This window comes from Paraburkholderia sediminicola (assembly GCF_902859805.1).
Taxonomy (GTDB): domain Bacteria; phylum Pseudomonadota; class Gammaproteobacteria; order Burkholderiales; family Burkholderiaceae; genus Paraburkholderia; species Paraburkholderia sediminicola.
Genome location: NZ_CADIKC010000001.1, coordinates 1,435,400 through 1,454,190, shown reverse-complemented (window position 1 = coordinate 1,454,190; position 18,791 = coordinate 1,435,400). Strand labels below are relative to the sequence as shown.

Here is an 18,791-nt window from a genome sequence, read left to right as displayed (position 1 = left end):
TTAGCGCGCCTTTGCGACGGCATGGCGGCGCTTCAATGGTCCGATGAGTGCTGCAGGGAGTGTCGAGATCAGCGTATGCAAAGTGAAGTCGAGATCGTCGAGCGCAATGTCGAGTTGCACGCGCACTTCTTCACGCACGGCCTCCGTGCTCACTACGTACACGCCGAGCGGCGAATGAAGCAGTGTGCGGAGCTGGGTGCCAGGAAGATCATGCGGGGGATGAGGCAGAGTGATCTGCAAGCGGGCGCGCGCCGCGGGGAAGGGGATGACGTTGTTGCGCTGGACGGGCGGCGCGCTAAGCGGCTGCGTTTCGAAGTTGTCGATTGATTGCGTGAGTGCCATTTGATGCGGCGTTCGTTGACGCCATGGTTGATCAAGACAGTTCGAGATTAGACGTCTCCAGGTAAACGCAGTGCAAAAATTGGGGTGTCCGCTGAAAAAATCACGAGGACTAGACGAGTTGCTCGAATTGAAATTGAATCAAGGGCCGTGCTGGCAAGTTGACTTTGCGTGAGCTGCAACCAGGTCCGTATGACGCGCCCATAAAAAAAGGCGAGTCGTGAGACTCGCCCTCCCTGAACGGCAGAGTTCGGCTTCGATTAACTACAGATGCCTGGCCGGTGCGTGCCGAAAACCGATCACGTGTTATTGCGTTTTCGTCGTGTCGGTCTTTGCGCCGTCGGCTTTTGCCGGGGCATTGCTGGCCTCTTTCGCGCTCTCCGTCTTTGTCTTGCTTGCGCTTGTATCTACTGCAGTCTTCTTGGTGGCCTTATGGGCCTTTGCTGTGTGGCTGGCGGAAGCCTTTTTCACATGCGCCTTTGTTGCGGCCTTCGTCGGCGCTTTGGTCGTGGCGGCGCCTTCGTCCGTGGCGTTGGTTTGCACGGCGGTGCTCGCCTTCAGATTCGCTTGACCGGCAGGTTGCGTTTGCGCAGGTTGCGCGGCCGCCGGTGCTGCGGTTTGTGCGAATGCGGTCGACACGACGAGGGCGGAAGCGAGAGCAGCGAAAAGCGTCTTCATGATGTAACTCCTGGTTGAACCGGTTGTTCTTTGTGTCGCGGCTGAAATGTTTCAGCGCTGCCGGTTTAACGTTGGCCGGAAGACAGCAGTTGACGGTGCTCTGGTGACAAAACGTAACGGCGGATACATATCGGGGTCCTGAATCAGCCCGAAGCGGTTTCACTTCTCAGGCGCAAAGGCAGCGGGGAGGTCCCATACCTTCGCGCGTGAGCGATTGCGTGAATGCGTGAATGCGCTATTGAAATGGATTCTGCGCGACACCCGGCTTCGTATCTGGTTCGTCCTTCACCTGCGCCGGCAGATTGCGCTGCGCCTGCAGCGCGGCAACTACCGCATCGATCGCTTCCTTCAGCGCTAGCGCCGCCTTCAGTCCGCGCTGATCTTGTGTCAACTCCAGCGTTCCGTTCAGCACTACGCGCGTGGTGCCGTTGCTGACGGTGAGTGAATCGCCCTGGATGTTGAGCACGTCGTCATCGTTCGAATAGGGTTTAAACACCTTTTAGTCCTCCCGGTCGCTGATCTTTGAGGTTCTCCGGAATGCCCGGAAAACGGATGCCCGATGCTGTCTCGAGTTCGTGAATCGTCCTGATGTCGTAGCGGTTGGTCGAGACGTTGTCCACGACTACCGCGAATGCCATCTGCCGGGACGGCACGTAGACCACCTTGAACAATTGTGTTGGCACGAAGACCCGCGTCGGTCCGATGGTCTGCAATTGCTGGCCGCTGAAAATCGGGCCGGTGATGACATACGTATCGTTGTACGACATTGCGATTTTACGCACCGACGTTTCGATACGCGCCCACAGGCGCTGATTGTTCTCGCGATTTTGCGGCACGACGTTCGCCAGCGAAAACGATTGTGCCATCGCTTCCTGATTCCAGCGATTGCCTGCCGGGCTCATATGACCGCGATCGAAACCGCTGCGTTTGTAGTCCGCGAGCGTCGCGCCTTCACCGTCCGGCAAACGCGCGTCTTCGAAGAACTTGTTGGTGCGCACCATGTCTTTAGCCGCTTCGATATGGTCGCGCGTCAGATGCTCTGCAGACCATAGCGGACCATGCGTGATACCCGAATGCAGCACCGCGAAATCGCTATAGCACAGCATGCGCGTTTTCGGCGTCATCTTCTGATTAGTCAGAACAGGCCACTGCGCATTCGGGGTGAACTGGGTGCAGGAAGGCGCCGCACTCGCGTGAGCGGCAACGGCGAACAGCAGACAGGCATACCACTTCTTCATGTGTGGGTCAGTTGAAGGATCGGGGGCGCAAGTATAGCGTCGCGAACCAGTGTCGAGCGACGGGGAATGCGGAAGAAAGCGAGGGAGAGAAGTGGTTTTGCGCAGTGCCCGCGACGACGAAAATCGCAGCACGCGGAAGAAGCGGAACGGGCACGGCAAAAACCGCTGCACCAAAAAAAACGGGCCGCTTTGCAGCGACCCTAATGCGTGGAATTCTGACTCTACGCACGCAAACTTAAGACGGACTTAAGCGCGGCTTGCGGAGTTCGGAAATGGGCCGATGGTCAGGCGCGTACACGAATGCACCCATCCATCCGCGCGCAGGTGGCGCGGTCTGGATAGGTGGAAAATTCGACCGACGAAAAAAAGCGCCGAAACCTAATTGCCGAAAACACTGTGTTCGGCGTGCACGTTCTGCCGATCGACAGCTTGCAAGCGCCAGAAACCGCTGGCCGGCGAGCGTGTCGGCAACGCTGTCCACGCAGCGGCACCTTGTGCAGCACTCACGCGTTGTTTGCGATCCACGTGCAACCCGCGCAGCGTGCACAGCGGCGCATCCGTGCTCGGCGCACAGAGGGTGGTCACGCCATTGTCGTCGTGTAACTCGCCCCACGGGGGCAGATCGATCCCTTGATGCGCTTCCCTCGACCACCGATGTTCGTCGGTGTCGAGCCATAACACAGCGTAGTCGTGGCTGACGGTGGGATCGGAACCGTTGATGAGGATGGTCAGGCGCATGGCAGTTCCGTACAAATTGCGAAGTAATGCTTTATCAGTCTATGTCGCAACGCGTGTTATGCAAGGCGAAAAGGTACGACGATCGGGCACGAAAAAAACTTATGCCGAGCGCGCACGGCTGTACGATAGCCGCGTCTGAAACACGTTTTGTGGGGGCAAGCCATGCTGCGTCGATTGCTGCAACTCACGGTGGTGGCGGGATGCCTCGGCGCGATATCGACGCTCAGCGCAGCCGCGGACAGTACGCCGTTCGCCGCGCCCGTGCCGATCGTTTACGTGTCCGATTTCGACCTCGACGTGGCCAACGTGACGCCTGACAGCGGTCCGGGACAACGTGTGCGCCGCCTGCGCGGTCTGCTGCCGAGCGGTCCGGGGCCAATGGGCAAGGACAAGAATCCTCAGGACCACGCCAGGGACATCGTGAACGAGATGGGGGATGCGCTGACTGCGGACCTGAAAAAAGGCGGTGTCGACGCGCGCCGTATTGCTCCCGGTCAGCCATTACCCGCAACGGGCTGGCAGGTGCGCGGCGTGTTTCTGAACGTCGACGACGGCAATCGTCTAAGACGCGCAATGGTCGGTTTTGGTGCAGGTCAGAACAATATTCAAGTGGCCGTATCGTGCGACAGCCTGGCGACGGCTGATTTGCCGCCGCTCTATGAAGCCGTCGAAGAAGCCGACAGCAAGGGAAAGCCAGGCGCGGCGATCAAACTCAATCCGTACGTGATCGCGGCCAAGTTCGTGATGGCGAGCGGTGACGAGAAGAAGACCATCGAGAAGACCGCGCAGCAGATCTCAGATGCGGTGATTGCCAAGCTTCACGGGGTGGCGCAGTGACGGTTACGGCAATCGTCGCTTCACGCGCCAACTGTTGTGCGTGGAGTCGACGGCGAACAGAAGCCAATGCCGGGCGTCCACGGGATGACGCCGCTGAGTAGCGTAGCGGTCAACGGTCAATTCGAGTTCGTCGAATGTTCGCCGATGGCAGGTGGCGTGCGCGCCGGAACCGTCCGCGAATTCGACTATCGCAGTCGCCGCGCGGGCCGGTTCGGGCAGGTGCGCGATCTGCACTGCGCAGCCCGGATAAAGATGTGAGTCGGCAACCTGGATCTGTACGGAATCGGACATGAGCGTGGCCTCCGGACGCCTGGCGCGAGCCAAAGCGCGGCAGTGAGACCTCGCGCGATGGACCGCATCAAAGCATAGCACCGCGCGAAACGGAAATGACCGCCTTATGCTTCGCGCTATCATGTTGATCTGTATCCGATGAACAGCAGAGACAACGGCAAAGACGGCAGCCAAGATGGCAAAAGAAGAGCAGACAGGAGCGGGACGCAAGCACGCGAGGCCACGCGGCGCGACGGTTTCAACTCCGCGAGACGAGGCGGTCTTGTCCCAGGCGGACGGCGCCGATTCCCCCGATTCCACCGATGAAGAGAGCACCGGCGGATCGACTTATCTCGTGCCGGGGTTGGAGCGCGGCCTGCGCATCCTCGCGGAATTCAGCGCGCGCGAGCCGATACTGGGCGCGCCCGAATTGTCGAAGCGCATCGGCATTCCGCGCACCACCACGTTTCGTCTGCTGCAAACGCTCGAAGCTTTAGGCTTTCTCGAGCGTGTGAACGGCGACCGCTATTTCCGTTTGAGCGTCGCGGTGCTGCGGCTCGGTTTCGAATATCTGAGCTCGCTCGAACTAACCGACGTCGGCACGCCGATTCTCGAACGTTTGCGCGACGCAACCGGCCTCAGCACGCATCTGCTGATCCGCGACCAGCGTGATGTGGTGTTCGTCGCCAAAGCGCAAACCCATGAACCAATGTTCAGTTCGGTGAAGGTGCATGTCGGCACGCGCTTGCCCGCGCATGCCACGGTGCATGGTCAGGTGCTGATGGGCGATTTGAGTTTCGAAGAATTGCGTCAGCTGTATCCCGAGCCGCAACTCGAACGTTTCACCGAGCGCACGCCGGCGACCGTCGAAGAACTGTACGGACGAGTGCGCGAAAGCGCGGCGCTCGGCTACGCGTTAAGCGAAGCGTCTTTTGAACGTGGCATTTCAGTGGTGAGCGCGCCGGTGCGCGACCAAAGCGGCAAGATCACGGCCGCGTTGACGGTCACCATTCCCCGTTCCGATATCGGCGAAGCGGAAGAGCGCGAGCCGCTCATCATCGCGGTTTGCCAGGCGGCGCTCGAATTGTCCGAGCGGCTTAGCTATCGTCCGCGGCCGGATGATCCGACCGCGGCTCAAGCGCGTCGCAGACCGGTTGCGGCGAACTGATCTCAGAAGGAGTGGTGGATACCTGTCAGGAGAATCGTCTGACTCCGGCCACTCGACACCCCCGCGGTAAAGAACGCGGCATCCGTATTCGAGCCCGCGCGCTCATATAGCGCATTCACATACAACTGCGTCGATTTTGAAAGCGCGTAGATGTCGCCGATCTCGAACTGCGTCCAGCGATGGCCGGCCATCGTCGTGGTCGCGGCGCCGCCTGCAACGCTGTTGAACGGCGTGAACTGATAATTCGCGCCCGCGTCGTAGCTTTGATACGTGTCCGAATGGCCGGACGATTCCAGCTTCACACGCGTGTACAAACCGTGCACCAGCAGCTTGCCGAATTGATATGACGCGCCTGCACCCATGTTCTCGACCTTGGCTGCGGTGTAGTTCGCCGCCGCGACACCCTGGAAGCTGGTGATGCCCGTCGTCACGATTGACGGCGTACGGTCGTGCTCGTTCGCATAGGTCGCGCCGGCCTTGAATGGACCGTTCGCATAGCTAAGCGCAAAGCTCAGCGTCTTGCCGGTGGAGAAGTTGGTCGTATTGCCGAGGCCCATCATCGCGCCGACCGAGAAGCCGGCGTAACTCGCCGAGCGGAACTTTACTGAGTTGTCGAACGGCACCACGCCTGTGTCGGCGAGTTCGTCGATGTTACCCGGGTGGAACGCATACCAGCTCGCGGCCAGATAGGCCGTGCTAAACGGGTCCAGCACGTCGAAGCTGAACGGCGTCTGATGGCCGAGCGTCACCGTGCCGAACTGGTCCGAACTCAAACCGACAAAAGCCTGGCGATTGAACAGCGTGCCGGCTTTGGCGAATGCCCCCGTGTTCGTATAGAAGCCGTTTTCCAGCTGGAAAACCGTCTTAAGGCCACCGCCCAGATCCTCGACGCCCTTCAGGCCCCAGCGGTCCGGCTGCATGTTGCCCTGCTCTTCGATCCACTTCGAATGGCCACCCGCATTGCTGATGTACGCAATACCGGCATCCAGGCTGCCGTATAGCGTCACGCTGCTTTGCGCCCAGGCGCCGGTCGTTGCGCAGATTGCCGTCAAGCCGGCCGCCGCAATGATGTGCTTCACCGTTGGTTCTCCTGATCACACGACGGATAGCTCGCGCCGATTTCGTCGTCCCTGATCCTTGCTTTGGGTTGAATGCAGCTTCGGGTTTATGCGCCAAAACTGCTCCGCTTTATGTTCCACCTATGGGCGTCTGTATCGCCTATGGAAAAGTATAGTGAGTCTGGAAGTGGTCAAAATAAATTTTCGGACCCCGTACAAACCCGCATGAGGGCTTCGGCATTTGTCTGAAAATTATGGGGAAACCCAAGCCCAGAAAGGCTTTCAAGCGGAAGCCGCCGCTCACGCCAGTTCACGCAAAGCTGTCTTGCCAACGCCACAGTCGGTGTTTTCCCCTACCAGCCCAGATTTTTATTTTCTCGAGCCAAAGCCACTCCTATAATTATCCATACACGAACTGATGTTCCTTATATGGAACATAGAGCTTCAGGAGAAGGCGAGAAATGACTGAACAATGGCGCTGCGCCGGCCATGCCGGCGACCTGTCCGAAGACGCGCCGCTCGAGTTCAAACTCGACGGCACCGAAATCGGCATCTACAAGGTGGGCGATGCGCTGTACGCGCTGGAAAACGTCTGCCCCCATGCGTACGCGCTGCTGACGCAGGGCTTTGTCGACGGCGACACCGTCGAATGCCCGCTGCACGAAGCCGTGTTCCACATCCCGACCGGCAAATGCCTGAAAGAGCCGGGTGGCCGCGACCTGAAGATGTACTCGGTACGTCTCGCCGGCGAAGAAATCCAGATCAAGGTGGAATGACATGTCAGAACACATCGTGAACTTCAATCCCTTCCTGAAGCCGTGGCTCGCGCCGCAGCCGACCAACGTTGCCGGCAAGGGCGTGATCGAAAAGCCGGGTGAGACCGAAAACTTCATCTGGCAAACGCGCAAGGCTGAGCCGACCCAGTACGAAAACGACTTCGGCGATGCGCTCGAGAAAGTTTTCGAAGCCGGCGCGAATGAGTTGCAGGAAGTCGTCGACGGTTTGAACCGCGTGGGTTTCCGCACCCCGGAAGGCAACACGTGGGATGCCGATCGCCTTGCCGCCGAATTCCGCCTGCTCGCTGAATAAGCGCGCTCTTCCGCACACGTCTCTTCGCTTTCGCATCCGGAGTCTCTTCATGACGTCCCCCAATACAACGACTCAAAGCGCGGCCGATCCGATTCAGTCGTATCTGAACAAAGGTCTGCGCAATTACTGGTATCCCGTTGCACCGAGCTGGCAAGTTGGCGACGCGCCGGTCGGCGTGACGCGCCTCGGCGATCAGATCGTGCTGTGGCGCGACAAGGAAGGCCAGGTCCGCGCGCTCGAAGACCGCTGCCCGCACCGTGGCGCGCGTCTGTCGCTCGGCTGGAACCTCGGCGGCAGCGTCGCGTGCTGGTATCACGGCATTGAAATCGACGGCGGCGGCACGGTCGTCAAGGTGCCGGCGGTGTCGGCCTGCCCGCTGGAAGGCCAGAAGTGCGTGAAGTCGTATCCGGTTGAAGAGCATGCCGGCGCGATCTTCCTGTGGTTCGGCGACGACGCTCATAAAGAACCCACGCCGCTCGTGCTGCCGGAAGAGCTGGTGGGCGACGAGTACGCGAACTTCCTGTGCATGTCGAACTGGAAGTGCAATTACCAGTACGCGATCGACAACGTGATGGACCCGATGCACGGCGCGTATCTGCATGCGACCTCGCACTCGATGGCCGAAGGCGACAAGCAGGCCGACATGCGCGTGCGCAAGACCGAAACCGGCCTGATGTTCGAAAAGGTCGGCCAGCGCGACGTGAATTTCGACTGGGTCGAACTGGGCGAAACCGGTGCGCTGTGGATGCGTCTCGCGATTCCGTACAAGAAGAAGTTCGGCCCGGGCGGCAACTTCGGGATCATCGGCTTTGCTACGCCGGTCGACGAAAACAATTGCCAGGTTTACTTCTGGCGTACGCGCAAGGTGTCGGGCTGGCAGCGCGACGCATGGCGCTTCATGTATCGCAACCGTCTGGAAGGTCTGCACTGGGCCGTGCTGGAACAGGACCGCTATGTTCTCGAAAGCATGGCGCCGAATGCACGCGAGCACGAGTTCCTCTATCAGCACGACGTCGGCATGACGCGTGTGCGCCGCATGTTCCGTCAGCGCGCGCAGCAGCATTTTGCTGAGCTGGATGCCTATCACGCTCAAGCCGCTCAGGCCGGCACTGCGCAAACCGAAGCGGCAGGCCACAGCCATGCATAACGAAGCGTCTCCGGCATTGGCTGCACTCCAGGGCAGGCGCGTCCTCGTGACGGGCGGCGCGCGCGGCCTCGGCGCGGCGTTCGTCCGCTCGCTGGTGCAAGCCGGTGCGCAAGTCGTGTTCGGTGATGTGCTGCATGACGAAGGCCGGGCGCTCGCGGCGTCCCTTGTAGAGCAAGGCCACGCAGTGACGTATCTGCCGCTCGATCTCGCCGACCCCGTCAGCATCAAGCAATTCGCCGATCAGGCCGTAACGCAACTCGGTGGCCTCGACGCGTTGATCAACAACGCGGCGATCACAAACTCAGGCGGCAAGTTCGCCGACGAGTTGTCGGTCGAGACGTGGGACGCCGTGATGAACGTCAACGTGCGCGGCACGTGGCTGATGAGCACCGCCGCGCTGCCGTATCTGCGCGACTCGGGCCGCGGCAGCATCGTCAACATCGCGTCGGATACCGCGATGTGGGGCGCGCCGAAGCTGCTCGCGTATGTGGCCAGCAAGGGCGCGGTGATTTCGATGACCCGCTCGCTGGCGCGTGAGTTCGGTGCACATCAAGTGACGGTCAACGCCATCGCGCCAGGTCTCACCGAAGTCGAGGCCACCGCTTACGTGCCCGCCGAGCGTCATCAGTATTACCTGCAAGGCCGCGCGCTCACGCGCGCACAAGTGCCCGACGACGTTACCGGGCCCGTGCTGTTCCTGTTGTCCGATGCCGCGCGCTTCGTGACTGGCCAATTGCTGCCGGTCAACGGCGGCTTCGTGATGAATTGATCTTGTCGAATCGAAAGGAGAAAGAGATGGCGGACGCCGAACTCGAACGCAAATCGTGGGAACAACCCGCGGACGCGAGCTTTGCACAATGGCTGGACACTCGCGTCGCGCGCCTGGAAACGCGTCGCTATGACTGGGACGCGCTGAAGTTCCAGGCCGACTACGACCCCAAATATCGCCGCGCGCAAATGCGCTATGTCGGCACGGGCGGCACGGGCGTCGCGAAAGACATGAACACGGTGCCCGCAGGCGGCTTCACGTTTTCGACGATGGTGATCCCGGCCGGCAACATCGGTCCGAGCCATATCCATATGGATGTCGAAGAAATTTTCTTCGTGCTGCGAGGCAAGATGAAGGTGATCTGCGAGAAAGACGGCGAAACGTGGGAAGCCGTGCTGGGCGAGCGCGATCTGATTTCGGTGCCGCCGGGTGTGTATCGCACGGAAGTGAATATCGGCGAAGAAGACGCGTTGATGTGCGTGATGCTCGGTGCGGCCAAGCCGATTACGCCGACGTATCCGCCGGATTCTCCTTTGGCCAAGCTGAAGCGCTAAGCCTTCAAGTTCACTTTGAAAACACCCACGAAGGAAATCATGTCCGCAGTCCCGTCCGATACCGTCGATCAGAACGCTACGCTCGAAGCGCGCCTTGCGCGTTTCCCGGCCCAGCAGATCTGGCTGGCATCGCAACGTGCGGTCAGCTATCGCGATGTGGATAGCGCCGAAAGTGGAGCGCTGCCTTTGGTGCTGCTTCACGGTATCGGTTCGGGCGCGGCTTCGTGGGTGCAGCAGTTTGAAGTGCTGGGCGAGACGCGCCGTGTACTGGCGTGGGATGCGCCGGGGTATGGCGCATCGACACCCGTAGAAGCCGATTCGCCCGCTGCAAGCGACTACGCCACTGTATTGAAGGAATGGCTCGACGCGCTCAGCATTGAACGCTGCGTGCTGCTGGGCCACTCGCTCGGCGCGATCATCGCGGGTGCGTTTGCTGTGACGAATCCGCAGCGCGTGGCTGGTTTGCTGTTGTTGTCGCCTGCTGGTGGTTATGGCGCGGCATCCGCTGAAGTGCGCGAAACAAAACGCGATCAGCGTCTCGCCATGATCAACGAACTCGGCCCGCAAGGTCTCGCGGAAAAACGCAGCACCAATATGTTGTCCACCCACGCGAGCGACGAAGCGCGCGCATGGGTGCGCTGGAACATGTCGCGCGTGATCCCGCACGGCTACGCGCAAGCGACGCATCTGCTCGCCAACGCCGATCTCACCAGCGATCTCGCGCGCTACACAGGCCGCGTCAACGTCGCGGTCGGTGCCGAGGACACCATTACGCCCCCCGAAGCCTGCGAGCGACTCGTACTGGCCGCGGGCACCAAACTGCTGGTCGTGCCGCGCGCCGGGCACGCCGGTTATATCGAAGCACCCGCCGCGTATACCGCGATCATCGACACGTTCTGCCGCGTAAGCGACGGACAACGGAGCCAATGAATGACGTCCGATACGCATGACATGGTTAGCGCCGAGCGCGACGCGGACGACGACCGCAACGACGCAGACACAGGCAGCGATATCAGCTATCGCGTGCCAGGTCTGGAACGCGGTCTGAAGATTCTGACGGAGTTCTCGCCACGCGAGCCGGTTCTCGGCGCACCGGAATTATCGAAGCGCCTGAAGATTCCCCGCACGACGGTGTTCCGTCTGCTGCAAACGCTCGAATCACTCGGCTTTCTCGAGCGTGCCGATAAAGACCGCAACTATCGCCTCGGCGTCGCGGTGCTGCGACTCGGTTTCGAATATCTGAGCTCGCTTGAATTGACCGACCTTGGTTTGCCGATCATCGAAGCGCTGCGTAACGACACTGGCCTTACCAGCCACATCGTGATTCGCGACGGCCGTGATGTGGTGTTCGTGGCCAAAGCACAAAGCCATGCGCCGATTTTCAGTTCGGTGAAGGTGAATGTCGGTACGCGCCTGCCGGCCCACGCGACAACGCATGGTCAGGTGCTGATGGGTGACATGACGCTCGACGACCTGAAAAAGCTCTATCCCGAGCCGGAACTCGAGCGCTTCACGAAACAAACGCCGGCCACCATCGACGATCTGTACGAACGCATTCGCGACGACGCCAGGCGCGGCTTCGCGATCAGCGAGTCGTCGTTCGAACGCGGCATTTCGGTGGTGAGCGCGCCGGTGCGCAACGACACGGGCCGCATCGTCGCCGTGATTACGACGACGATTCCGCGCCACGAGATCGATGCATCGCTGCTCGATAGCGGCCTGATCGACAAGGTCCGCCGCGCGGCTGACGAACTCTCGCAGCGGCTCAACTATCGGCCGACGGGCAGCTCGAACTCGGGCGCGAAATACTTTAAGGCACTGGGGCTCAAATGATTCAAATCGACTTGACCGGACAGGTAGCGGTGGTGACGGGCGGCTCGTCCGGCATCGGCCTCGCGACTGCCGAACTGTTTTTGCGAGCAGGCGCCTCGGTTGCGATCTGCGGACGCGACAGCGAACGTCTCGCGCAAGCGGAAGCCTCGCTGAAGACGCAGTTTCCGCAAGCGCAATTGCTGGCGCAAACCTGCGACGTGCTCGACGCAGACGAAGTCGCAGCGTTCGCGCAAGCGGTGCAAGCGCGTTTCGGCCGCACTGACATGCTGGTGAACAACGCAGGCCAGGGGCGCGTGTCGACTTTTACCGACACCACCGACGACGCCTGGCGCGAAGAACTCGACCTGAAGTACTTCAGCGTGATCCGCCCGACCCGCGCGTTCCTGCCGATGCTGCGCGACGCATCAAGCCCGGCTGTGGTCTGCGTGAACTCGCTGCTCGCCCTGCAACCCGAACCGCACATGGTGGCGACTTCGTCGGCACGCGCCGGCGTGCTGAGCCTCATCAAATCGCTCGCGGTGGAACTCGCGCCGCAACGCATTCGCGTGAATTCGATTCTGATCGGCATCGTCGAATCGGGTCAATGGCGCCGCCGTTACGCGAAAGAAGCGCAGCCGGGCCAGAGCTGGGAAGACTGGACCGCCGAACTGGCGCGCAAGAAAAACATTCCGCTGGGCCGCTTCGGCAAACCCGAAGAAGCCGCTCAAGCGCTCTTTTATCTGGCTACGACGCTGTCGTCCTATACGACGGGCAGTCATATCGATGTTTCTGGAGGCGTTGCACGACATGTCTAATAAAACCACCGTTGGCGAACTGATCGCCGCTTTTCTCGAGCAATGCGGCGTTCAAACCGCATTCGGCGTGATCTCGATCCACAACATGCCGATCCTCGACGCGATCCACAACCGCGGCAAGATTCGCTACGTCGGCGCACGTGGCGAGGCGGGCGCGGTGAACATGGCTGATGGCCTGGCGCGTGTGTCCGGCGGCCTCGGTGTTGCATTCACCAGCACGGGCACTGCAGCAGGTAATGCTGCCGGCGCGATGGTCGAAGCGCTGACCGCAGGCACCGCGTTGCTGCACGTCACCGGCCAGATCGAAACCGAATACCTCGACAAGGACCTCGCGTATATCCACGAAGCACCGGATCAATTGTCGATGCTGTCGTCGATCTCGAAGGCCGCGTTCCGCGTGCGCTCGGTCGAAACCGCACTGCCGACGATCCGCGAAGCCGTGCGTGTCGCGCAAACCGCGCCGAGCGGTCCGGTCAGCGTTGAAATTCCGATCGACATTCAAGCCGCCGAAATCGAATGGCCCGCCGATCTGGCCGCGCCGCACGTCACCACGCTCACGCATTGCAGTCAGCGTGTTGTGCAACTCGCGGATCAACTGGCGAATGCGAAGCGTCCGCTGTTGTGGCTCGGCGGCGGTACGCGTCATGCACGTGCTGCGGTTGAACGTCTCGTGGCCTTGGGCTTCGGTGTGGTGACCAGCGTGCAGGGCCGTGGTGTGCTGCCCGAAGATCATCCGGCGACGCTCGGCGCGTTCAACGTGCATGCCGCTGTCGAAAGCTTCTACAAGACATGCGATGCGCTGGTGGTGGTCGGTTCGCGTCTGCGTGGCAATGAAACGCTGAAGTACAAGCTGGCGCTGCCGCAACCGCTGTATCGCGTCGACGCCGACGCGCTCGCCGACAACCGTGGCTATCGCAACGACATGTTCATTCACGGCGATGCATCGGCGGTTCTCGAAGAACTCGCGACGCTGCTCGAAGGCCGTCTGAAAGTCGATCCGACGTTCGCATCAGACTTGGCTGCCGCGCGCGAAAGCGCCGTTGCGGATGTGGGCAAAGGTCTCGGCCCGTACAAACGCCTCGTCGACGCCCTGCAACAGGCCGTGGGCCGCGACTACAACTGGGTGCGCGACGTCACGATCTCGAACAGCACGTGGGGCAACCGCATGCTGAAGATCTTCTCGCCGCGCGCAGGCGTTCATGCACTCGGCGGCGGTATCGGCCAGGGCATGCAGATGGGTATCGGCGCGGCACTCGCGGGCAATGCAGCGAAGACCGTATGCCTGGTTGGCGATGGCGGCTTGATGGTCAACGTCGGCGAACTCGCAACGGCCGTGCAGGAAAACGCCAACGTGATGATCGTGCTGATGAACGACCAGTGCTACGGCGTGATCCGCAACATTCAGGACGCGCAATACGGCGGCCGCCGCTGCTACGTCGATCTGCACCAGCCGGATTTCGCGCAATTCTGCGAGAGCCTGAAGCTCACGCACTACCGCATCAAATCGCTCGACCAGGCCGAAGAGATCATCCGCGAAGGCATGGCGAAGACCGGTCCGGTACTGGTTGAAGTGGACATGCTGTCAGTCGGCTCGTTCGCCACGGCGTTCGCAGGGCCGCCGGTCAAGGAAAAGGAGCCGGAACATGCGTGAGACCGGCTACGCGGGGCATCACGCACCCGTCGACGTCGCGATGATCGGCTTCGGCGCGATCGGCCAGGCGGTGTATCGCTCGGTCGAGTCGGATCCGACCGTGCGCGTGTCGCATGTGATCGTGCCGGAGCGCCATATGGCGTCGGTGCGTGAAGTGGTGGGCGCGTCGGTCGATGTGGTGGCTTCCGTGTCCGCGTTGAGCAGCCAGCCGCATTTCGCGCTGGAATGCGCGGGGCACAGCGCCCTGGTCGATCACGTGGTGCCCTTGCTGAAAGCCGGTACGGATTGCGCGGTCGCGTCGATCGGCGCGCTGTCCGACATGATGCTGCTGGACGCGCTCTCCGCTGCGGCGGACGAAGGCGACGCGACGTTGACGCTGTTGTCGGGCGCGATCGGTGGCGTGGATGCGTTGTCCGCCGCCAAGCTCGGCGGCCTCGACGAAGTGCTGTACACGGGGCGCAAGCCGCCTTCGGGCTGGCTCGGCACGCCCGCGGAACAGCTCTGCAATTTGCATACGCTGAGCGAAGAGACCGTGATTTTTGAAGGCAGCGCGCGCGAAGCCGCGCGCCTCTATCCGAAGAACGCCAACGTCGCCGCGACGATCGCGCTGGCCGGTCTGGGTCTGGACCACACCATGGTCCGCCTGATCGCCGACCCGAACGTGTCGCGCAACGTGCATCGCATCGTGGCACGCGGCGCCTTCGGCGAGATGTCGCTGGAGATGTGCGGCAAGCCGCTGCCGGACAACCCCAAGACGTCCGCACTGACCGCGTATAGCGCGATCCGTGCGCTACGCAATCGCGCGGCTCGCTGCGTGATTTAAGACATTCGCTGATTAGCTGAAGCAATCTGGAACGACCGACATGACTCACTTCGATACCAGCCTCGTGCCCACCGGCGATATTTTCATCGGCGGCGAATGGCGGCAAGGGCGTGGCAACCCGTACAAAAGCCTGTATCCGGCGGATCAGTCGGTCAACATGGAAATCTCAACGGCCAATGCAGACGACGCCCGCGAAGCTGTAGAAGCCGCTGATATCGCATGGCGGCGCGCGGATTGGTCGGGTTTGAAGCCGCATCAACGCGCGCTGATTCTGTACCGCATTGCCGATCTGATCATGGCGCGTCACGAAGCGCTCGCGCAATTGCAGCGCCGCGACAACGGCAAACCGATCGGCGAAACGCGCGTGCTGGTGGCGAGTGCTGCGAACACCTTCCGCTATTTCGCGGCGTGCCTCGAAACGCTCGATGAAGAGGTAACGCCCTCGCGTGGCGACTATCTGACGATGAGCATTTACGAGCCGATCGGTGTGATAGCGGCGATTACGCCGTGGAATTCGCCGATTGCTTCGGACGCGCAGAAGCTGGCTCCGGCGTTAGCAGGCGGGAACGCCGTGGTACTGAAGCCCGCTGAAGTGACACCTTTAGTCTCTTTGGCGCTGGCGCGCATCTGTGAAGAAGCCGGCGTGCCCAAGGGTGTCCTCAGCGTGGTGCCGGGCAAAGGCTCGGTGATCGGCGACGTGCTGGTGCGCCATCCGCTGGTGAAGAAAGTGTCGTTCACGGGCGGCACCGAAGTGGGCCGCGGCATCGCGCGCATCGCTGCGGACAAGCTGATGCCGGTCTCGCTCGAACTGGGCGGCAAATCGCCGACCATCGTGTTCGATGACGCCGATCTCGATCACGCAGTGAACGGCGTGCTCTACGGCATTTTCAGTTCATCGGGCGAAGCGTGCATCGCGGGCTCGCGCCTGTTCGTGCAGCGCTCGATCTACGACGCGTTTATGAAGCGTCTCGCGGAAGGCGCACGCAAGCTGCGCGTCGGCGATCCGTCGCGTGCGGAAACGCAGATGGGTCCGCTGATCACTGCCGCGCATCGTGAAACCGTCGAACGTTACGTTGCATTGGGCCTGGAAGAAGGCGGCCGCTTGCTGTGTGGCGGCGAACGTCCGGTCGGCGATGGCCGCGAAGCAGGCACCTATTTCCAGCCGACCATTCTCGAAGGCCTCACGAACGACGCCCGCATCTGCCGGGAAGAAATCTTCGGCCCGGTGCTGGTCGCAATGCCGTTCGACGACGAAGCATCGCTCCTGAAAGAAGCCAACAACAGTGTGTTCGGCCTTGCCGCCGGTATCTGGACGCGCGATTACAAACGCGCTTACCGGATCGCCCGTGCGCTCGAAACCGGCACGGTATGGATCAACACCTACAAGCTGTTCTCGATCTCGACGCCGTTTAGCGGCTGGAAAGAGAGTGGTATGGGACGCGAGAAAGGCCGACTGGGCATCCGCGAATACATGCAGCAGAAGAGCCTCTACTGGGGCTTGAACGACGCGCCGCTGGCGTGGGCGAACTAATACGCGAAATACGCAAGAGGCACGTTATGACGATTCTCGGCATTGAACAGATTATTTACGGCGTGACGGATCTCGCCACCTGTCGCCGCTTTTTCGCGGACTGGGGCTTGAAGGAAGTCGCGCACGACGAAACTCAAGCACGTTTCGAAACGCTGAACGGCTGCACGATTCTCCTGGCCGATGCAAACGACCCGTCGCTGCCGCCCGCATTCGAAGAAGGTCCGACGTTGCGTGAAGTGACGTGGGGCGTGGCAACGAAAGCCGAACTCGACGAACTGCGCGGCCGCTTTGCCGGCCAGCCGGGCCACTTCGAAACGGAAGACGCTGTGGGTTGTATCGATCCGAACGGCATGGCGATTCGCGTTGAAGTGACTCGCAAGCGTGCTTTGGATATTCACGGGTCGCCTTCGAACGTGTGGGGCCAAACGTTGCGCGTCGATCAACCGTCGCCAATTTATGAGCGCGCTGAACCGGTTGAAGTGGGTCACGTCGTGTTTTTCACGAATCAACTCGCGGAACAGGAAAAGTTCTACCAGGAACTGCTTGGCTTCGAAATGTCGGACCGCTATCCAGGCCGCGGCGCGTTCATGCGCTGCGCGCCGCACGGCGGCCACCACGACATTTTCCTGCTGGCGTTGCCCGGCGGTAAGCGCGGCCTGAATCACGTGGCGTTCACCGTACGCGATATCCACGAAGTGTTCGGCGGCGGCATGCATATCAGCCGTTGCGGTTGGGATACGCAGCTCGGCCCGGGGCGTCATCCGGTGTCGTCTGCCTACTTCTGGTACTTCCAGAATCCGGCTGGCGGCCTGATCGAGTACTACGCCGACGAAGACCAGCTCACGCCCGAATGGCAGCCGCGCGATTTCGAACCGGGTCCGACTGTGTTCGCCGAATGGGCGATCGACGGCGGTATCGACGGCAACACGCGTCGCCAGAAAAACGCGAAGGCGCCGGAAGGCAAGTTCATGACGGAGCGGAAAAATGACTGACGCTGCTGCTGAAAAGGCACAAGCTGCACACGCCGGACTCGAAGCGCCGCGCACGATCGTCGTGATCGGCGGCGGCCAGGCGGCGGGCTGGGTTGTGAAGACGTTGCGCAAGGAAGGCTTCGATGGCCGCCTCGTGATGATCGCCGATGAGATTCATCTGCCGTACGAGCGTCCGCCGTTGTCGAAGGCCGTGCTCTCAGGTGAAGCCGATATTGAAACCGTGCGCCTCGTGAAGCCTGACGATTTCGACGCGCTGAACGTGGAAGCATGGCAACCCGATTGCGCGACGTCGATCGATCGTGAACAGCGCATCGTGCGCACGCAGTCAGGTCGCGAAGTTCAATACGACCGCCTCGTGATTGCAACCGGTGGCGCAGCGCGCCGTTTGCCGGACGCGCTGGTGAGGACCTCGCACATCACCTATCTGCGTACGCTCGACGAAGCGGTTGTTCTCGGCGAACGGCTGCGCGCAAGCAAGCGCGTGCTGGTGGTCGGGGGCGGGTGGATCGGGCTCGAAGTCGCAGCCACGGCGCGCAAGCTCGGTGTGGACGCGACGGTAGTGGAGGGCACGCCGCGTCTGTGCGCCCGCTCGTTGCCGCCGATGGTGTCGGATTTCCTGTTGCAGCTGCATCGCGCGAATGGCGTGGATGTGCGTTTGAACGCATCACTTGTGTCGATTGCGGATCATCCGAACGATGCCAACCGTATTCGGGCAACGTTCGCTGACGGTTCCACTTTGGACGCCGATTTCGCGGTCGCCGGCATCGGCCTGACGCCGCATACGGCGCTGGCGGAAGCAGCGGGTATCAAGGTGGAAGACGGCATTGTCGTCGATCATTTCGGCGCGACCGATGACCCGCGCATCTTCGCCTGCGGCGACGTCGCGAACCATCCGAGTGCCTGGTTGAAGCGCCGCGTGCGGCTCGAATCGTGGGCCAACGCGCAGAACCAGGCGATCTCGGCGGCAAAGGCCTTACTCGGCAATTTCGAACCGTACGCGGACATTCCGTGGTTCTGGTCCGATCAATACGACGTCAATCTGCAAATCCTCGGCGACATTCCGGGCGATGCGCAACTCGCGGTACGCGGCGATTTGCCGGGCAAACGCGCCACGCTTTTCCATCTGGAAGACGGCGCGATTCGCGGTGTCATCGCCATCAACACGCCGCGCGAACTGAAACTGTCGCGCAAATGGATGAACCAGGGCCGCACTATCGACCTTGCCACCCTGACCGACGCCTCAACGGCGCTTGCCTAACCACACCTACGGACGGCACCACGG

The 18,791-nt window shown here is 61.3% G+C and carries 22 protein-coding genes; 15 read left to right on the top strand and 7 right to left on the bottom strand.

The window, feature by feature from the left end:
- From R8871_RS06540 to R8871_RS06520, 5 genes are all read right to left on the bottom strand, one after another.
- Positions 1-342, bottom strand: coding sequence for a hypothetical protein (locus R8871_RS06540; RefSeq protein ID WP_175049583.1), 342 nt, complete (start codon positions 340-342; stop codon positions 1-3).
- Between the two features lie 303 nt (positions 343-645).
- Complete coding sequence (locus R8871_RS06535) at positions 646-1,017, bottom strand: hypothetical protein (RefSeq protein ID WP_175049582.1); 372 nt, start codon at positions 1,015-1,017, stop codon at positions 646-648.
- A 235-nt stretch (positions 1,018-1,252) separates the two neighbouring features.
- Positions 1,253-1,513 carry a hypothetical protein gene (locus R8871_RS06530; RefSeq protein ID WP_175049581.1) on the bottom strand — a complete coding sequence of 87 codons (261 nt, stop codon included), beginning with the start codon at positions 1,511-1,513 and terminating at the stop codon, positions 1,253-1,255.
- Positions 1,506-2,255 (bottom strand): DNA/RNA non-specific endonuclease, encoded by a 750-nt coding sequence (locus R8871_RS06525; RefSeq protein WP_175049580.1) that lies wholly within the window; start codon positions 2,253-2,255, stop codon positions 1,506-1,508. The genes R8871_RS06530 and R8871_RS06525 overlap by 8 nt, the downstream gene beginning before the upstream one ends.
- A 378-nt stretch (positions 2,256-2,633) precedes the next feature.
- Complete coding sequence (locus R8871_RS06520; protein WP_175049579.1) at positions 2,634-2,993, bottom strand: DUF3564 domain-containing protein; 360 nt, start codon at positions 2,991-2,993, stop codon at positions 2,634-2,636.
- A gap of 162 nt (positions 2,994-3,155) precedes the next feature.
- On the opposite strand from R8871_RS06520, the gene R8871_RS06515 reads away from it, so the two are divergent.
- Positions 3,156-3,830, top strand: a complete 675-nt coding sequence (locus R8871_RS06515; RefSeq protein WP_175049578.1) for a DUF4410 domain-containing protein — start codon at positions 3,156-3,158, stop codon at positions 3,828-3,830.
- 3 nt (positions 3,831-3,833) lie between these two features.
- Here R8871_RS06515 and R8871_RS06510 read toward each other — a convergent pair whose 3' ends face one another.
- On the bottom strand, positions 3,834-4,121 hold the full coding sequence (locus R8871_RS06510) for a hypothetical protein (RefSeq protein ID WP_175049577.1): 288 nt from the start codon (positions 4,119-4,121) through the stop codon (positions 3,834-3,836).
- Between the two features lie 175 nt (positions 4,122-4,296).
- Between R8871_RS06510 and R8871_RS06505 the strand changes: the two genes are divergently transcribed.
- A complete protein-coding gene (locus R8871_RS06505) occupies positions 4,297-5,268 on the top strand; it encodes an IclR family transcriptional regulator (protein WP_175049576.1) in 972 nt (323 codons plus the stop codon).
- A 2-nt stretch (positions 5,269-5,270) separates the two neighbouring features.
- Here R8871_RS06505 and R8871_RS06500 read toward each other — a convergent pair whose 3' ends face one another.
- On the bottom strand, positions 5,271-6,347 hold the full coding sequence (locus R8871_RS06500) for a porin (RefSeq protein WP_175049575.1): 1,077 nt from the start codon (positions 6,345-6,347) through the stop codon (positions 5,271-5,273).
- Between the two features lie 440 nt (positions 6,348-6,787).
- Between R8871_RS06500 and R8871_RS06495 the strand changes: the two genes are divergently transcribed.
- From R8871_RS06495 to R8871_RS06435, 13 genes are read left to right on the top strand one after another with little or no spacing between them, the layout of a single operon-like run.
- The gene (locus R8871_RS06495; RefSeq protein WP_020068683.1) at positions 6,788-7,102 is read left to right on the top strand and encodes a non-heme iron oxygenase ferredoxin subunit; all 315 of its coding nucleotides are present in this window, start codon (positions 6,788-6,790) and stop codon (positions 7,100-7,102) included.
- A 1-nt stretch (position 7,103) separates the two neighbouring features.
- Entirely contained in the window at positions 7,104-7,415 is a 312-nt protein-coding gene (locus tag R8871_RS06490; RefSeq protein WP_175049574.1) for a recombinase-like helix-turn-helix domain-containing protein, read from the top strand.
- Positions 7,416-7,464: 49 nt separating this feature from the next.
- Complete coding sequence (locus tag R8871_RS06485; protein WP_175049573.1) at positions 7,465-8,562, top strand: aromatic ring-hydroxylating dioxygenase subunit alpha; 1,098 nt, start codon at positions 7,465-7,467, stop codon at positions 8,560-8,562.
- The gene (locus R8871_RS06480; RefSeq protein WP_175049572.1) at positions 8,555-9,331 is read left to right on the top strand and encodes an SDR family oxidoreductase; all 777 of its coding nucleotides are present in this window, start codon (positions 8,555-8,557) and stop codon (positions 9,329-9,331) included. Before R8871_RS06485 ends, R8871_RS06480 begins: the two co-directional genes overlap by 8 nt.
- Before the next feature lie 26 nt (positions 9,332-9,357).
- Positions 9,358-9,885, top strand: a complete 528-nt coding sequence (locus R8871_RS06475; protein ID WP_175049571.1) for a cupin domain-containing protein — start codon at positions 9,358-9,360, stop codon at positions 9,883-9,885.
- A gap of 39 nt (positions 9,886-9,924) precedes the next feature.
- Positions 9,925-10,815, top strand: coding sequence for an alpha/beta fold hydrolase (locus R8871_RS06470; protein WP_175049570.1), 891 nt, complete (start codon positions 9,925-9,927; stop codon positions 10,813-10,815).
- A 21-nt stretch (positions 10,816-10,836) separates the two neighbouring features.
- Positions 10,837-11,718, top strand: a complete 882-nt coding sequence (locus R8871_RS06465) for an IclR family transcriptional regulator (protein WP_407673124.1) — start codon at positions 10,837-10,839, stop codon at positions 11,716-11,718.
- Positions 11,715-12,512: an SDR family oxidoreductase gene (locus R8871_RS06460; protein ID WP_175049568.1), complete on the top strand. Its 798-nt coding sequence runs from the start codon at positions 11,715-11,717 to the stop codon at positions 12,510-12,512. Before R8871_RS06465 ends, R8871_RS06460 begins: the two co-directional genes overlap by 4 nt.
- Positions 12,505-14,163, top strand: coding sequence for a thiamine pyrophosphate-binding protein (locus R8871_RS06455; protein WP_175049567.1), 1,659 nt, complete (start codon positions 12,505-12,507; stop codon positions 14,161-14,163). The genes R8871_RS06460 and R8871_RS06455 overlap by 8 nt, the downstream gene beginning before the upstream one ends.
- Positions 14,156-14,986, top strand: a complete 831-nt coding sequence (locus R8871_RS06450) for an aspartate dehydrogenase (RefSeq protein ID WP_054034124.1) — start codon at positions 14,156-14,158, stop codon at positions 14,984-14,986. The genes R8871_RS06455 and R8871_RS06450 overlap by 8 nt, the downstream gene beginning before the upstream one ends.
- Before the next feature lie 40 nt (positions 14,987-15,026).
- Positions 15,027-16,517, top strand: coding sequence for an aldehyde dehydrogenase (locus tag R8871_RS06445; RefSeq protein ID WP_175049566.1), 1,491 nt, complete (start codon positions 15,027-15,029; stop codon positions 16,515-16,517).
- A 26-nt stretch (positions 16,518-16,543) separates the two neighbouring features.
- Positions 16,544-17,509: a VOC family protein gene (locus R8871_RS06440; protein ID WP_175049565.1), complete on the top strand. Its 966-nt coding sequence runs from the start codon at positions 16,544-16,546 to the stop codon at positions 17,507-17,509.
- A complete protein-coding gene (locus R8871_RS06435) occupies positions 17,502-18,767 on the top strand; it encodes an NAD(P)/FAD-dependent oxidoreductase (protein ID WP_175049564.1) in 1,266 nt (421 codons plus the stop codon). The genes R8871_RS06440 and R8871_RS06435 overlap by 8 nt, the downstream gene beginning before the upstream one ends.
- Positions 18,768-18,791 lie beyond the last annotated feature (24 nt).

Coding starts and splice junctions, on each gene's coding strand:
- R8871_RS06540 (WP_175049583.1), bottom strand. CDS start 342: ATGGCACTCACGCAATCAATCGACAACTTCGAAACGCAGCCGCTTAGC.
- R8871_RS06535 (WP_175049582.1), bottom strand. CDS start 1,017: ATGAAGACGCTTTTCGCTGCTCTCGCTTCCGCCCTCGTCGTGTCGACC.
- R8871_RS06525 (WP_175049580.1), bottom strand. CDS start 2,255: ATGAAGAAGTGGTATGCCTGTCTGCTGTTCGCCGTTGCCGCTCACGCG.
- R8871_RS06520 (WP_175049579.1), bottom strand. CDS start 2,993: ATGCGCCTGACCATCCTCATCAACGGTTCCGATCCCACCGTCAGCCAC.
- R8871_RS06515 (WP_175049578.1), top strand. CDS start 3,156: ATGCTGCGTCGATTGCTGCAACTCACGGTGGTGGCGGGATGCCTCGGC.
- R8871_RS06510 (WP_175049577.1), bottom strand. CDS start 4,121: ATGTCCGATTCCGTACAGATCCAGGTTGCCGACTCACATCTTTATCCG.
- R8871_RS06505 (WP_175049576.1), top strand. CDS start 4,297: ATGGCAAAAGAAGAGCAGACAGGAGCGGGACGCAAGCACGCGAGGCCA.
- R8871_RS06495 (WP_020068683.1), top strand. CDS start 6,788: ATGACTGAACAATGGCGCTGCGCCGGCCATGCCGGCGACCTGTCCGAA.
- R8871_RS06490 (WP_175049574.1), top strand. CDS start 7,104: ATGTCAGAACACATCGTGAACTTCAATCCCTTCCTGAAGCCGTGGCTC.
- R8871_RS06485 (WP_175049573.1), top strand. CDS start 7,465: ATGACGTCCCCCAATACAACGACTCAAAGCGCGGCCGATCCGATTCAG.
- R8871_RS06480 (WP_175049572.1), top strand. CDS start 8,555: ATGCATAACGAAGCGTCTCCGGCATTGGCTGCACTCCAGGGCAGGCGC.
- R8871_RS06475 (WP_175049571.1), top strand. CDS start 9,358: ATGGCGGACGCCGAACTCGAACGCAAATCGTGGGAACAACCCGCGGAC.
- R8871_RS06470 (WP_175049570.1), top strand. CDS start 9,925: ATGTCCGCAGTCCCGTCCGATACCGTCGATCAGAACGCTACGCTCGAA.
- R8871_RS06465 (WP_407673124.1), top strand. CDS start 10,837: ATGGTTAGCGCCGAGCGCGACGCGGACGACGACCGCAACGACGCAGAC.
- R8871_RS06460 (WP_175049568.1), top strand. CDS start 11,715: ATGATTCAAATCGACTTGACCGGACAGGTAGCGGTGGTGACGGGCGGC.
- R8871_RS06455 (WP_175049567.1), top strand. CDS start 12,505: ATGTCTAATAAAACCACCGTTGGCGAACTGATCGCCGCTTTTCTCGAG.
- R8871_RS06450 (WP_054034124.1), top strand. CDS start 14,156: ATGCGTGAGACCGGCTACGCGGGGCATCACGCACCCGTCGACGTCGCG.
- R8871_RS06445 (WP_175049566.1), top strand. CDS start 15,027: ATGACTCACTTCGATACCAGCCTCGTGCCCACCGGCGATATTTTCATC.
- R8871_RS06440 (WP_175049565.1), top strand. CDS start 16,544: ATGACGATTCTCGGCATTGAACAGATTATTTACGGCGTGACGGATCTC.
- R8871_RS06435 (WP_175049564.1), top strand. CDS start 17,502: ATGACTGACGCTGCTGCTGAAAAGGCACAAGCTGCACACGCCGGACTC.